We start from the raw sequence: 13,685 nt of genomic DNA, 5'->3' as shown, positions 1-13,685 counted from the left end.
CATTCGAAAGGTCGTAAATATGGAAATTATCAAAGCAAACCTTGATGATTTTGATGAGGTAAAAAGAATTACTCAGAATACAATTAAGTTAGGGCGTGTTTGAAAAAGAAAAGATGCACAAATATGGTATAATTGATGCGGTAATGTAAATGGCAACGATATGAATTAAGCGATGAAGAATGGAACCGCATCAAGGATTATATTCCTTCGGATAAACATAAAAAGCAGGGGTGTCCTGCAAAAGACAACCGCCTAATAATGAACGCTATCCTCTGGATTGCGAGAAGCGGCGCACCCTGGCGTGATCTTCCAGAAAGATATGGGCCGTGGGAAACCGTGTACACGCCAGCCAGGCCTCATCCAAACCGAACGGTTCGACGAGATCGGTATAGTCCCGGTAAATCCGGCGGGCCATTTGTGAGAAACGCATGTAAAGCTCATAGTTTGGCGGCACAATGCAAGATCGGGGCATTTCTGCTTTGCCTGCCAGAGGGCTTCTCCGGTCTTGACATGATACCGTTTCGCGATCTGGTTTTTCGTCAGGATAATGCTGTGCCGCTGCTCAACGTCGCCGCCGACCGCGACCGGCTTTTCCCTGATCTCCGGTCGGTGCAGGCATTCCACGGAGGCATAAAAGCTGTTGCAGTCGCTGTGAAGAATGACCCGTTCCAAATTCCCACTTCCAAACACATGTTCTTGTATTAGTATAGAACAAGTGTTCTGAAATATCAATGGGAATTTGATGAAATAAAAAGGCCATGCAAATAGTCTGCATGGCAAAAAGCGGAACCGGTTCCGCTTTATTGACAAAATATAAAATACGGAAAAAATAAACTTGCTTTTCCCGAAAACCGGTATATAATTCCTGTATGTGGACAAAAAAATAGCATCCACAGAGGATTAACCATCGTCCAAATGATTAGTCCCCATGCGCCATAAGGGTAACTAGAACCCATATGACTTGTGAATGCCGATTATGCGTGGTTTATTTTACTGCGTATTTCGGATAGATTCAAGTCTGTACCCTTATTGGCAACTGAGGGTGCAGACTTATTTTTTCCACAAACCCAATCCACAGTGAAAGACACTGTGTACCTCTTGTTTCGACTGCTCCGCAATCGATGCGCGAGGTTGGCGCACTTTGAAAATATTTCTGCCAATCGTTCTGACCGATTGGGGAAATTACAAAAACGTTTCTTAGCTGGGGGCGGAAACATCAGAAACCGCGAAGCGGACACAGGCGCTGTTGCGACCAACTGCATGTCGCGCGACGATCCCGGCAAGTGATAATGATACTTCTGCCTTGAACGCATCACCGCATTGGGCAGGCCCCGACGAATGAAGGGCTGGGACTGATTATCCCAATGTAGCTTTGTAATATATTTTTTATGAAAGCCCCCGTTGCGATTAAACCTACGGGGGATTTATCATAAAATCAAATGCTCACAAGCTGAACACTTGATTTTATGATAACTGGGGAAGAGGAAAATCTTCCCCAAATTATCTTTGGAGCGGGAAACGGGATTCGAACCCGCGACATTCAGCTTGGGAAGCTGACGCTCTACCACTGAACTACTCCCGCATGAAAAATATTCTATCATATCCTATCCGGATTTTCAAGTGTTTTTTTGACTCAGCAAATCTAAAAACAGTTTTTCCTCCGCCGTTGTTACGCTTCCCACAGAAACCAGAACATATCGCCCTTTTTGTGAAATCAAAACATTCTTCAGGGCATTGTACTGGGTTGGATTCAAGCTCTTGAATCCCGAGGCCTTCGCGCTGATGTGCGCATGAATGGCCTGCAGCAACTGATTGTTTTTTGACGTATCGGTCAGAAGAAAGCATGCAAGCTCCGATGCGCTTTCACTGGATTTGCTCATATACAGCGAACTTGCCTCAATAACTCCGTCCGGTATGTCATAATGCTTTGAGATTTGTCCAGGTTCTACTTTAACCAGATCTTCCGGTTCCAGTTCTTTTATGATTTGCTGAGTGATCTGGTCCGGCGTATATCTCGCGTAATTCTCGCGAATATGATGAACCATCAAAAAAGCACAGGTTAGGATTGCGATCGTAAAAATTAAAGTGACAACGGTGAAAATAATCCACTTTCTCCCGCTCTGTTCCGTTTTCTCCATCCTGGTGCCTCCTTTCCGGCCTTTGTTAATAATCGCCATTGTATTTTACATTATTTTCAAGGTTAAATAATTACATATAAGAAAAATATAGATGACGATCGACTCTGATCGGTTACTTGTACTTTACATAAACTTGTTTTTTATTTTAATATTGTAGAATTTCGTTGTTGACTATTCAACACTTTCCACCTAGTTTTCAACAATTCTCATCTTACGGCGGCAGCAAAACCCCAGCCTTTCAACAATCGAGACAAACATGTTGAAAAAAACCGGTTGAAACAAAAACTTCCGCTTCTGTTGACATAATATGAAATTATGCAAAAAATCCCCGCCTTTCGGCGGGGATTCGCTCGGTCTTTTTTCAAAACTGCCTGTACATTTCCTTTTTGGCTCCGCAAATCGGGCATCGGTCCGGCGCTCCGTCCAGAACCGTGTGGCCGCAAACAGGGCAAACATAAACAGCCTTCAATTCCATATCTCGTCCTGCTTTTGCCGCGTTCTGGGCATCTTGGAAGAGCTTTGCGTGGACTTTCTCCGCTTCCAGTGCAAAATGAAAAGAGCGTTTTGCTTCGGGTTCGTTTTGAAACTCCGCAGTATTCAGATATACCGGATACATCTGTTCTACTTCGTGAAGTTCGCCGTTAATAGCTCCCTGAAGATTCTCTGCCGTTTTGCCGGTCCCGAAAACCCCGCCGGCCGCAACCGTGGAATCGGATGTTGAACCGCCGAGCACCTTAAAATGGTTGCCGGCATGAACCCGTTCCGCATAGGCGATTGCCGTAAACAGCTTCGCGATTTTTGGGAAGCCTTCTTTTTCGGCCATATCGCCCCAAATCAGGTAACGCATGTGCGCCATGCTTTCGCCGCCATAGGCGGAGCGAAGATAGTCCGCAGTCATTGCATTCTGTACTGCCATTCCGTCATAACCTCCTGAAATATAATGGTACCGGTATTATTCGAAGTTTTTGCTTCAATCATTCACCGTTTTAGAATTCCTTTTAAAACTCCGCTTTCCAAAGACCATGCAGGTTGCAGTACTCATAAACTGTTCCGCTTTCCGCGTCTTCAAAATCGGCGACCGGCTGCATACCCGGCTGTAAATATTTAATCTCCACCCTTTCGCCTGAAACAAGCGCAATCCACTCAATGTGATGTTCCGGCAGCATCGGATGCAGTGTGGAGCCTACGGCAACTTTGATCCTGCCGTTTTCCCTTGTCACAACCGGCACATGCTTTTCCTGAGCAGCATCCGTGCTGTTCGCCACCAGCTTCGTCATATCCTGACCGCAGCACACGAGCGTTCCGCCGCCGTCTTTCACCTTAACAACAATATTTCCGCATCTTTCGCAACGATAAAAATCTGCATTTGACATAATGATCTCTCCTTAAATTAATTTAAATTTATTCAAACGCCACAACAGCGTTTTTATTTTTGATACGGGGCAAAACGGTCTCAAGAACACGGAAGCAGTGATTCAGTTCCTTCTGCTCCAGATAAGCGACCGCAAGGTCCTGCCCTATGACAAGATCCATATTAGCCGGCTCAGAGCAAACCAAAACCGCCTTGCCGCTGCCCAGAGCAGCCGACTGGTACACCTTTCCGTCCAACATCTTTTTGATTCTGTCAATTTCCAGGAGGCCGGTTCCCGGCTGTATCCGCTGAAGATCGAGATAGAGGTCGGGGCTGAGAGACAAAGCATAGGTGCCGTAAATCTCTTTTGCCGCCATGCTCCCGATTCCTGCGGCGATGTCCGTAAAAGCGTTCTCGCCGGTCTTCCAATCGGACCTTTTCCTCTTCTGAATTCCGGAAGCGGTCATTAAGCCTTCATAGCCCAGATCGCCGTTCCCGAAATAGATGAATTTGTCCTCCATCCGGGCGCATGCCTGCACGGAATGCACCGCTCCGGTCAGATCCGCCGGATAACCGAGGCGCGCGCTGTTTTCCAGGTCTCTCGCTGTCAGGGTAAAGTCCTGATAAAGGGCGGGGATTTCCATGTATTTTCTGGCTTTCGTCGTAATAAAGCCGTTATTGACAACTTCGCCGACTTGTCCCGCGCTGTCGATAGGAATGCTTTCCGCACCAATCCCAAGCGGTCCAAAAATATGAAGAAAACGCCGACCGGTTAATGTCTTTCTGGCGGACTCCAACACCGCCGTATCGATTTTTTGCCACAGCTCCGCAGATAGGTTGGAGCTCTCTCTTGACAGGTAACTCATCCTCAATTCTCCTTTCCTGATTTTCTATTCCAACAGGTTTCCAACGGTTGCTAGATCCGCCGCGGTCCGGTCTGTCTCCCCCTTGGAAATTCCAAGGTCCTCCAGCATTTCCCGGACCTCCGATTCCCCGGAGGCAAACAGCTCCGCTTCCTTCGGATCGAGTGTTCTCAAAAGCGTCATCAGTTCTCCGACATGGGCTTTTTCCTCATCCCTGATATCCGCGATTACGGTCTTGGCCGTTACATTGTCCGTTGCCTGAACGTGTGCATCATAAAGGTAGATTGCTTCCAATTCTCCGGCAATATCCAAACGGATTGCCTGAATCAGTTCCTCCTGGCTCATTTTTCGTTCAACATTGCCTGAAAACGGATTTGCAAATGCCGGCATTTGAATCAACCTCCAATTAAATAATAATCATTCTTAATTTCTGAGTTTATCTTATCATAACTTTTTCCAATTTGCAAGGCTTTTTACAAAAAAATAATAAAAAATATCATTTTGTGCAGTGCTCATCTTCCCAGAGAAAGAATCGAACCGTTGTCTCTTCGACGGTTATCCCTCAGGAGTTTCTGGGGTTACGGGGGTGGGTTCCGCTCTGATAAGACCATAAACAGTGCTTGAGGGCACGGGAGCTCGCTGTTTTAAGCAAAAAGCCGGAGCTCCCGATACCTTTCGGCACGGCTGCTCCGACTTTTTTTAGACTGTTTTTTCAATAATTTATCTGCATTCAAAGCGAAAAATCGTGGTGGAATGGAACCGTTGGCCCGGTGCCAGGTTTCGGTAAGGAAAATCCGGCTGATGAGGCGAATCCGGAAAATACTGCGTTTCCAGGCAGACCGCATGATGCGGCTGATATTCAATTCCTCCGAATCCAACTGTGCCAGGGGCAAAGCTGTTCGCCGTGTACACCTGAATGCCGGGAAGATCGGTCATGACCAGCATGACTCTTCCGCTTTGAGGATCAAAAAGCTCCGCGGCTTTTTTGATTCCCTCCGGGCCGTTCAGAGCATAATTCACATCGTATCCCCCGCACAGGACAAGAAAAGGATCGGGCTCGCCGATCTGAGAACCGATCGAAGCGGCGGAGCGAAAGTCAAACGGCGTCCCTTCGACCGGAAGAAGCCTTCCCGTTGGGATCAAACCGCTGTCCGCTTCCGTCATTGCGTCCGAAAACACCCGCAGCTCCATGCCAAGAACATCTTTTGCCGCATTTCCCGTGATGTTAAAATAGGAATGGTTTGTCAGATTCAGCGGCGTTTCAGCGTCCGTTTCGGCACGGTAGTCAATCCGAAGCGAATAATCCTCCGTCAAAGTGTAGGTGACTTCCGCGCGCAAATTGCCCGGGAATCCTCCGTCGCCGTCCGGGCTCAGGAGCGAGAAGGTTACAGACGGCTCGCCGCCGTCCGTGGTCTCCTTTACCTGCCACAGGCGGTTCTGGAACCCGGCCGCCGAACTGTGAAGCGTGTTGTTCCCCTCATTTTTGGCAAGATGATAAGACTTCCCGCCGACGTTGAACTCCCCGCCCGCGATCCGGTTGGCAAAACGGCCGATGACGGCGCCCTGCACATCGCCGGGAGCCTCATATTCCGCCAGTGAATCGTGTCCCAGAACCACGTTTTCAAAAACCCCGTCACGGTTCGGGACCGTCAAACGAACGATACGGCACCCATAATTCAAAAACTCGCCCGTCATCCCGTTTTTGCTTTTCAAACTCACCTTCTGAACGGGACGTCCGTCGGAAAGTCTGCCAATTTCCAGCTTTTCCATCCTTATACTCCTCCCGCGATTCATTGAATCTAATTTTATACGCCCAGCAAAGCAGCGCCGAGAATTCCCGCGTCGTTACCGAGCAGCGCCCGGCAGATGAGGGTTTGATGCTGAGCGTTTCGCGCGTAGTTTTCGGCGGCGACCGCTTTGCGAAGGGGAACCATCAGCGACTCCCCTTCGTTGCTGATTCCTCCGCCGATGCAAAGAATATCCGGCTGGAAGATGTTAATGCAGTTTGCAAGGCCGCACGCAAGATAAAATATGTATTCATCCACAACTTCTTTTCCGGTCCGGTCACCTGCCCTCATGCCTTCGAACGCGGTCCTGCCGTCCACATTTTCCAAAGTGCCGGCCAGCTTCCACAGGAGAGAATCCCGGTTCTTTTGCATGGCTTCCCTCGTCATGGCGATCAGGCCGGTGGCGGAGGCGTAAGCTTCCCAGCAGCCCTTGCGGCCGCAGGTGCAGGGCCTTCCGTTCGCCACAATCACGGTATGTCCGATTTCGCCGCCCGCGAAATTGCTGCCCGCGTAAATTTTACCGTCAATAATAATACCGCTGCCGACCCCGGTGCCGAGCGTGATTGCAAGCGCGTTATTGGCCCCTTTCAGGGCGCCCGCCCTGTACTCGCCGAACGCCGCCGCGTTGGCGTCGTTTTCCAGAATCACATCCTGCTTCAGCCGTTCGGACAGAAGCTTTTTAAGCTCAAGATTTTCAAAGAAAAGGTTATTGGAGAATTCAACCACTCCGCTTTCCCGGTTGACCGTGCCTGGTGTTCCGATTCCCACATAAGGAATATCATTTAAAGTCAGATGCGCGTTTTTCAGCGCTTCCAAAGCGGTTAAAGCAAGCTGTTCTGTGATTTCCTGCGGCGTGCATGGCACGGAGGTCTTTCTTTTTGCCCTTGCCGTAATCCGGTAATTTTCATCGACCACACCGGCTGCAATATTTGTTCCCCCAAGGTCAATCCCAAGATAATACATAAGAGATATCCTTCCTTTTTCCCCGTGATATTTATCAGTATAGCATTTCTTTTAGAGCAATGTAAATACGATTGATACGAATTCAAAAAATAAATCATATGCTTAAAAGCTGTGATATAATGGTACAATAAATTTATAAATTGAAAATGGTGAAAAGACATGACATTGAAAGCTCTTCCGCCAACGATGAAAAATGAGTTTACCCAGGAATACTGGAATCTGCTGCGAAAGAAACGCTTGACGCTGATTTTAAAGCGCTCCGGAGACATCCTGGCGTCTCTTTTCATTCTTTTGATATTTTCGCCTGTTTTGCTCCTTTTGGCAATCGCGGTCAAATTGGATTCCCCGGGGCCGGTTTTCTACCGTCAGGTACGTGTCGGGCGCTATAATCAGGATTTCAAAATATTTAAATTTCGAACGATGGTACAAAACGCGGATAAAATCGGGCCCGCCGTCACCACCGGTGAAGACGCGCGCATTACGCGAATCGGTAAGCTGATTCGCAGATGCAGGCTGGATGAGTTCTCCCAACTGATCAATGTTTTAAACGGAACCATGAGCCTGGTCGGCCCCAGGCCGGAAGTTCGGCGTTATGTGGACGCCTATAGCCCCGAAGGGATGGCGACGCTTCTGGTACGCCCCGGAATTACGGCGCCTTCCAGCATTGCGTTTAAGGATGAAGACAGGCTTCTGGTTGCTTCCGGCGACCCGGACCGGATCTACATGGAACAAATCCTGCCGCCGAAAACTGAGCTGAATTTGGAATACATTCGCAAAGTCAGCGTTTGGGGTGACATAAAAATTATGGTTCAAACCGTTGCAGCTGTAATTTGAGCAATATTTTCAGGGCGATTCTCATATGATTGGGTAGAACAGCGGGGGATGAAATGTTGTTTTACCATACAGGAAAGGCCTTGAAAACAGTTTTACTCCTTTTTCTGGCGGTTGTCCTTCTGACCGCTTCCGCCGGCTATGTCCATCAGTCGGTTCCTACACAGACTCAGGAGAAAAAAGAAGCCAAATACATCAAATATGTTGAATTCAACGTTTCGTATCTTGCCCTGAAAAAAGCCATGAATCTTGATATCAAATCCCATGAACAAGGCGGAAACCTCAGCTGGATTCAGATTCTCGCTTATCTGGGGGCAAAATACGGTGGGGATTTCACCCGCTACAAAAGCTCCGACATGGATGCTTTCGTTGAAAAGCTGCAAACTGCCGGCATTGATGAAATCACCAAGGATATGAAATACTATCATTACTATTTGGAAGCCTATACGGCGGTGCTGGGGGGACTTCTCGGAAAATACCGGGAAGACGACGAGGAAAAATACGGTCTGATCGGCTATTCGCCGATTGCGAAGACATTTCCTTACTCGGAATGTGATGATTTCGGGGTACAGCGCACCTATGGGTACTCAAGGCCCCACCTGGGTCACGATATGATGGCGGCAACCGGAACACCGGTCATCGCGGTAGAATCCGGGGTCGTGGAAGCGCTTGGCTGGAACCAGTACGGCGGCTGGAGAATCGGGATTCGCTCCTTTGACACCAAGCGGTACTATTACTATGCGCATCTTCGGCAAAACCGCCCGTATGCGGCCGGTCTTGGCGTCGGTCATACCGTCAAGGCGGGCGATGTGATCGGGTATGTCGGCCGCACGGGATACAGTTCCAAGGAAAATGTAAATAATATCAAGGTCAGCCATCTGCATTTCGGACTTCAGTTGGTTTTTGACGAAAGCCAGAAAGAATGCAATAACGAAATCTGGGTGGACGTTTACGCCCTGACAAAGCTGCTCCGGCAGCATCAGTCTGAGGTTTACCGTGTCGCGGAGACAAAAGAATATTACCGTGTCAAAGATGTTGAAATCGAATCATAAAGAATAAGATTTGATTTGCTTTTGCCGCCGGGCTATGGTATAATGATTTCTGCTAAAAACCGAGCCGCTGTGGTGGAATCGGCAGGCTCAGAGTAAAAATTCAGGGAAGTTAAAATTGAATTTGCCGCCATGGTGAAATTGGCAAACACAAAAGACTTAAAATCCGTTCAGTCCATTCTCGCTTGGAATCTGCAAACCCGCATGGCTATTGAGTTTTTTCAAAAGCAAAACCCGTTTTTTCTTTCGCATCCCTTACTTGCATCCCTTAATTTTCCGAAGTCGTTAATTCAGGAATTTCAAAATTAAAGATTTGCCGCCATGGTGAAATTGGCAGACACAAAGGACTTAAAATCCTTCGGAAGCGATTCCGTGCCGGTTCAAGTCCGGCTGGCGGCACCAGCGTTGAATCTCTCCAAGCCCAGTATTCATGCGGGTTTGGAGACCTTTTTTGCTTTTTTGTGCTTCGCTGAATTTACGGAATCCGTGGAATTTACCGCATTTTCCTGTAAGGGATGTGTAAGGGATGAAGCTTCGGGGAAAACTTTCAGAATCGCGTTGGCAGAGGAAACCTTAGAATCAAAACTTAGATGCGTGTAGATATTGGCGGTAGTGCTGATGTTGCTGTGCCCCAACCACTCTTGAATTTCCTTGAGGCTTACCCCATGAGCATAAAGAAGACTCGCACAACTGTGGCGGAGATCGTGGAAACGAATCCTGCGCATATGGTTTTTCTCCAGAACTCGGGGAAAATGATCCGTAAGATATGCCGGTTTAATCCGCTCTCCAATTTCATTTACATAAACGTAATCGAGATATTTTTTACAATAAGAATTTCCACATAATTTCCGGTTCGCTTCCTGCTTCTGTTTCAGTTCTTTCAGTACCTTTTCAAAAGGAGCCACAAGAGGCAATGTTCTGCAACTGGATTTTGTTTTGGTACGGTCGCGTGCAACCGTCAGAAATTTACCATCGATGCTGACTTCCGTAACGGTATGTCGAATTGAAAAGGTTTTTTGGACGAAATCTACGGAATCCCATTTTAGCCCTACAATCTCGCTTCTTCGCAGTCCATAGAACGCACCCAGAAGAACCGCCAGTTCAATCGGTGTTCCCCTGACAACCTGAAACAATTTTTCCAATTCTTCTTCGTTGTAGATGTTTCCTTCAAACGGTTGCTTCTTAGGGCGCTGTACCCGGTCAGCTGGATTGGATGGAATCATCCCTGTCACAAATGCATACTGCAAAGCTTTTCGAATGTTGGCGTGATAGTGGATAACCGTGTTTGCGGAAACCCCTTTGTCGTTTAGTTCGTACTGATAAAAATCTTGAATATGTTTCGGCTTTACGTCCCGAAGCAGGAGCTTTTTCGCCTTGAAATATGGAACAATGTGATTCTTGACGATGTAGAAATACGAACCATACGTTGTAATTTCAATGCTGTTCTTCATCATGTCAAGCCAACTCAATAAATAGTCTGAAAACAGCACATCTTTGTTATCATTTGCTGGCTCTTGCTCAAATTTTTTCCGCTCCGCTTGAAGCATGTCCTCCGCCCGTTTTTTGTTGCCCCTGACCGGAAGCCCCGTACTAACGGACTTTGTCCGGTATTTTCCCTTAGCGTCTTTGTAATTCAAAATAATCTGATAGATGCCGTTCTTATTGCGCAGATGCCCTGTAACCATTAAACTGAATACCTCCTTTTTTGCAGCCAGAGGCACCTGCCATTGACAGCTTTATTGTAGCAGATACCTAATTATAATTCAACGCTTTACCACACTAAATTCATCTTTTTCCGTCAAATATCCCTCGACCTTTAAGTACTTCAGCACATGGATTTTGGGAATTTTATAGCCCCACGGATAGACGTTCATCGTTGGAAACGTTGTTGTCGAGGACGTTCATTTTGACAAGACTGGCATGGAGTGCTTTCAGCTCCGTCTCGGTGAACAGGGCTTTTTCGTCCACAAGACCGCTACGTTTGGCGAAGTCCTGTCCAGCAAACTCCCGATTGTAGAAAAACTGGCGCTGCATGATTTCATCGGATTCGGGCGCGGTGCGGTAGGTGGAAAATACATAGCCGAATAGATGATGCTGTTTGCAGGCCAGCGTCACTCCGTTGTACTCCGCCAGCTTGTAAGAACCGTTCGTCAGCTTTTCATTTGCTTCGGAATACGGACACTCGCTGCAAATTCCGGCTTTCAGGGCGGTCTCTTTCGCCGTATCGTTGATTAGGTTGATTATCTTGTCTCGAACCGACACGAACGGATTTTTCTCAATGGTGTCCCCCTTGGTATAGAACGCAACAAGTTGGCCTTTATGATAGATGTCAGCGAGATAATCGGAAGACTCGGATCGGCGCACTTGAAATCCCCGCCTTGCAAGCTGTTCGAAAAATTGCTTATAAAAGTCGATTTTGCTATGCATGACTATTCCTCCAGTTCTTCTTTATGGTTTGTATGTTGCTTTTTCTGCTTTATCAGTGGATACAGCTCGAAAGTGTATTTCGCAAAGCAGCGTAAATTGTCTCTATAGGGATCGTACCCATTCCTGATTCACCTTTTGTTGATATCGTGCCAAAAGCATCCACCGTTCTTCCTTTCAGGAAACATGCAGGATGGGACATTGGTTCGCAGAGTGTAGGGACAGCCATGGCACGGATGCCCTTCCGGGAACTGAAAGGGAGGCTGTTCTGTTACAAGTACCCCGTAATACGGGCCGGTTGATAAAATTTGAACGCCGTTCCGACGATAAGTATTGGCTGCTGTGATATGATCCATTTCTTTTCAATCCCTTCCAGACCGGACAGATGTCCGGTCAGAGTAATATAAAAAGGACACGGAAGCGTTAAACTTCCATACCCTTGTCCTTATGCCGCAGGTACCATTCCTTTTTTGCCGTTTTGGAAAGCTCGGTGCCCATTGACTTTTGCGCGTCATCGTATTCCATGTCAAGGCTGATGATATTCTGTTCCAGCATCATCAGTATTTCACAAATCATTTGCTCTGTGTACCATTCCTTTCTTGCCTGCGTGAATTCAAATGAGGATAATTCTCTTTCTTTGCGCAGTATGGATTTGATGACACGGAGAATTTTGTTTGCAATTAACTTGTCTGCCTCGGCGACCGCTTGCTTTCGATATGTTTCCATATTTTCCGGATCGCTGTCGTATAGCATGGCAAGACAGCATTTACTTTCCGCGTAATCGGCTACGAGGTTCCGGATATATTCGTTGGAATTTTTCAGCTCCAAAACAAAGGTGTCAATCTCAGCTTTGACCTCCGCGGGCAAGAGCTTATCTACAAGCCGCCCTTGCTTCGGCATTTTATCTTTGAGTACAAACAGCCGTTTCAGATACGGTGCGAGATCGATATTGCCCACCATGCTGTCAAGGGGAGAGGTCAACAGCTCATCCTCGCCAATCCGTCCAAATTCTTCTTTCAGACGGCGGTATTCCTTTGGGTAAAGTTTCTGCATATATTCGTCGAACTCAGTAATCAGCTCATCGGTAACAGTATTCAATTCGCCCTTGATTTTGCCCTTTTGCCTGCAATATTCCGCAATCTTCTCCGGAAAAGTGTCCTTAATAAGCTGGATACGGATACTGTTCGGAACTTTGGGAGAAACGTAGTTTTTCATCAGCTTCTGGTTTTTGTCCCAAAACACCACATGCAAATGTGGGTGGCCGCGCTCGTTATGATGCGCTGCCACCCACGACAGATTCTCCGCGCGGATTCCATTTTTCTGTGCAAGCGTCATAATATGCCGCTCAATATATTCTTCCCATGCCTCGTGCCCGTTCAGCTTCAGCTCGGCGGCGGTTTCCGGAGAAAACGAGATAATACCACGGAACATGTTGACCCTGCGGTACGAAAGTTCTCGGACATCCCTCGCAGCTTCCTGCCAGGTTTCAAACTCGGTGAGCTTACTGGGAGACAGTTTGCCAAACAGGCCGTGGCGCATTCCTTCATTTTTGGAGGCACCAGGACGAGTGGCAATGTATCCGATGTGGGCGTAATTGCATTTGGGTGTCTTGCGGTAGTTGGGATTTCGGAACCGCTGCTTATACATCAAAATCGACGTGCTTTGGCCCTCCCTTCAAGTCGCTGACTGCTTTTTTCATTTCCTCGTCATCCAGAAAGGCTCTGAGAGCGTCGGCGCTTTTCATATTTGCGTAGGCAAGAGCCTTTTTGCGGGCGATGCTCTCGATTTTTTCAAAGCTCGAATACCGGTCGGTATCGATCAGATCGGAAATGATGGCGATATTTGCGTAGTAACCCGCAGCGGAAATAATCGTCAGGCGGTTGAGCATGGCGGCAAGTCGATTGCCAAGAGCTTTAATCTGGACTTCAAGCTCCTGATGGATCACGCCGTCAATCATATTGATGTTTTCGGCGGTGACGGAAACATCAAGGTAGGCGTCGATGGCATGTCGGATCTCCTTCGATAAATCTGTCCCGTTTTTCGCCGCCAGCTTTTCCAATGCCTTGATGGTGTCAACCGGCAGATGGAGCGTTTTGCGCTCTGTTTTACATGCTTCTTTCTGCAAACGACCCCTTCTTTCCGCAGTATGACGAAAATCATACTGAGAATATAAAATCATACCGAAGAGAACGGTTGAAAGCTCTGCTTTCAAGCTGTAAACGCGCCGGAAGTATGACGGCTATTCCTGCCTTAACTCCAAAATCTGAGATTTTGGCATT

General features: G+C 47.5%; 13 protein-coding genes, 2 tRNA genes and 2 pseudogenes. 4 read left to right on the top strand and 13 right to left on the bottom strand.

The features are described 5' to 3' along the window. Positions 1 to 189: 189 nt before the first annotated feature. A pseudogene (locus tag ACLQ3M_RS06575) lies at positions 190 to 354 on the top strand (transposase); the annotation flags it as partial. Positions 355 to 388: 34 nt separating this feature from the next. Here ACLQ3M_RS06575 and ACLQ3M_RS06570 read toward each other — a convergent pair. The 9 genes and pseudogenes from ACLQ3M_RS06570 to ACLQ3M_RS06530 form a co-directional block, all read right to left on the bottom strand. Beyond that, positions 389 to 624: pseudogene (locus tag ACLQ3M_RS06570) on the bottom strand (DNA polymerase IV); the annotation flags it as partial. An 883-nt stretch (positions 625 to 1,507) separates the two neighbouring features. Continuing rightward, positions 1,508 to 1,582 (bottom strand) — tRNA-Gly (locus tag ACLQ3M_RS06565). A gap of 34 nt (positions 1,583 to 1,616) precedes the next feature. Next, complete coding sequence (locus ACLQ3M_RS06560) at positions 1,617 to 2,138, bottom strand: DUF4358 domain-containing protein (protein ID WP_411676895.1); 522 nt, start codon at positions 2,136 to 2,138, stop codon at positions 1,617 to 1,619. A gap of 361 nt (positions 2,139 to 2,499) precedes the next feature. Continuing rightward, positions 2,500 to 3,054 carry a rubrerythrin family protein gene (locus ACLQ3M_RS06555; RefSeq protein ID WP_411676894.1) on the bottom strand — a complete coding sequence of 185 codons (555 nt, stop codon included), beginning with the start codon at positions 3,052 to 3,054 and terminating at the stop codon, positions 2,500 to 2,502. Positions 3,055 to 3,136: 82 nt separating this feature from the next. After that, positions 3,137 to 3,514, bottom strand: a complete 378-nt coding sequence (locus ACLQ3M_RS06550) for a desulfoferrodoxin family protein (protein ID WP_411677069.1) — start codon at positions 3,512 to 3,514, stop codon at positions 3,137 to 3,139. Between the two features lie 25 nt (positions 3,515 to 3,539). Next, entirely contained in the window at positions 3,540 to 4,355 is an 816-nt protein-coding gene (locus ACLQ3M_RS06545; RefSeq protein ID WP_411676893.1) for a family 1 encapsulin nanocompartment shell protein, read from the bottom strand. Positions 4,356 to 4,379: 24 nt separating this feature from the next. Further along, positions 4,380 to 4,742, bottom strand: a complete 363-nt coding sequence (locus ACLQ3M_RS06540) for a demethoxyubiquinone hydroxylase family protein (RefSeq protein ID WP_411676892.1) — start codon at positions 4,740 to 4,742, stop codon at positions 4,380 to 4,382. 330 nt (positions 4,743 to 5,072) lie between these two features. Beyond that, complete coding sequence (locus tag ACLQ3M_RS06535; protein WP_411676891.1) at positions 5,073 to 6,122, bottom strand: aldose epimerase family protein; 1,050 nt, start codon at positions 6,120 to 6,122, stop codon at positions 5,073 to 5,075. A gap of 35 nt (positions 6,123 to 6,157) precedes the next feature. Beyond that, complete coding sequence (locus ACLQ3M_RS06530) at positions 6,158 to 7,102, bottom strand: ROK family protein (protein ID WP_411676890.1); 945 nt, start codon at positions 7,100 to 7,102, stop codon at positions 6,158 to 6,160. Positions 7,103 to 7,261: 159 nt separating this feature from the next. Here ACLQ3M_RS06530 and ACLQ3M_RS06525 point away from each other — a divergent pair, with 159 nt between their 5' ends. The 3 genes from ACLQ3M_RS06525 (at position 7,262) to ACLQ3M_RS06515 (ending at position 9,384) form a co-directional block, all read left to right on the top strand. Further along, on the top strand, positions 7,262 to 7,936 hold the full coding sequence (locus ACLQ3M_RS06525; RefSeq protein ID WP_411676889.1) for a sugar transferase: 675 nt from the start codon (positions 7,262 to 7,264) through the stop codon (positions 7,934 to 7,936). A gap of 53 nt (positions 7,937 to 7,989) precedes the next feature. Then, complete coding sequence (locus ACLQ3M_RS06520; RefSeq protein WP_411676888.1) at positions 7,990 to 8,985, top strand: M23 family metallopeptidase; 996 nt, start codon at positions 7,990 to 7,992, stop codon at positions 8,983 to 8,985. A gap of 312 nt (positions 8,986 to 9,297) precedes the next feature. Further along, a tRNA-Leu gene (locus ACLQ3M_RS06515) sits at positions 9,298 to 9,384 on the top strand. A gap of 26 nt (positions 9,385 to 9,410) precedes the next feature. Here the strand turns inward: ACLQ3M_RS06515 and ACLQ3M_RS06510 are convergent. From ACLQ3M_RS06510 to ACLQ3M_RS06495, 4 genes are all read right to left on the bottom strand, one after another. After that, the gene (locus tag ACLQ3M_RS06510; RefSeq protein ID WP_411676887.1) at positions 9,411 to 10,667 is read right to left on the bottom strand and encodes a tyrosine-type recombinase/integrase; all 1,257 of its coding nucleotides are present in this window, start codon (positions 10,665 to 10,667) and stop codon (positions 9,411 to 9,413) included. A gap of 163 nt (positions 10,668 to 10,830) precedes the next feature. Beyond that, on the bottom strand, positions 10,831 to 11,409 hold the full coding sequence (locus tag ACLQ3M_RS06505; RefSeq protein WP_411676886.1) for a hypothetical protein: 579 nt from the start codon (positions 11,407 to 11,409) through the stop codon (positions 10,831 to 10,833). 420 nt (positions 11,410 to 11,829) lie between these two features. Continuing rightward, the gene (mobP3, locus tag ACLQ3M_RS06500; RefSeq protein WP_411676885.1) at positions 11,830 to 13,053 is read right to left on the bottom strand and encodes a MobP3 family relaxase; all 1,224 of its coding nucleotides are present in this window, start codon (positions 13,051 to 13,053) and stop codon (positions 11,830 to 11,832) included. Next, a complete protein-coding gene (locus ACLQ3M_RS06495) occupies positions 13,046 to 13,531 on the bottom strand; it encodes a ribbon-helix-helix domain-containing protein (protein ID WP_411676884.1) in 486 nt (161 codons plus the stop codon). The genes mobP3 and ACLQ3M_RS06495 overlap by 8 nt, the downstream gene beginning before the upstream one ends. Positions 13,532 to 13,685: the final 154 nt, after the last annotated feature.

The organism is Caproicibacter sp., assembly GCF_046707225.1.
GTDB lineage: Bacteria > Bacillota > Clostridia > Oscillospirales > Acutalibacteraceae > Caproicibacter.
This window is presented reverse-complemented; position numbering and strand designations above follow the sequence as displayed.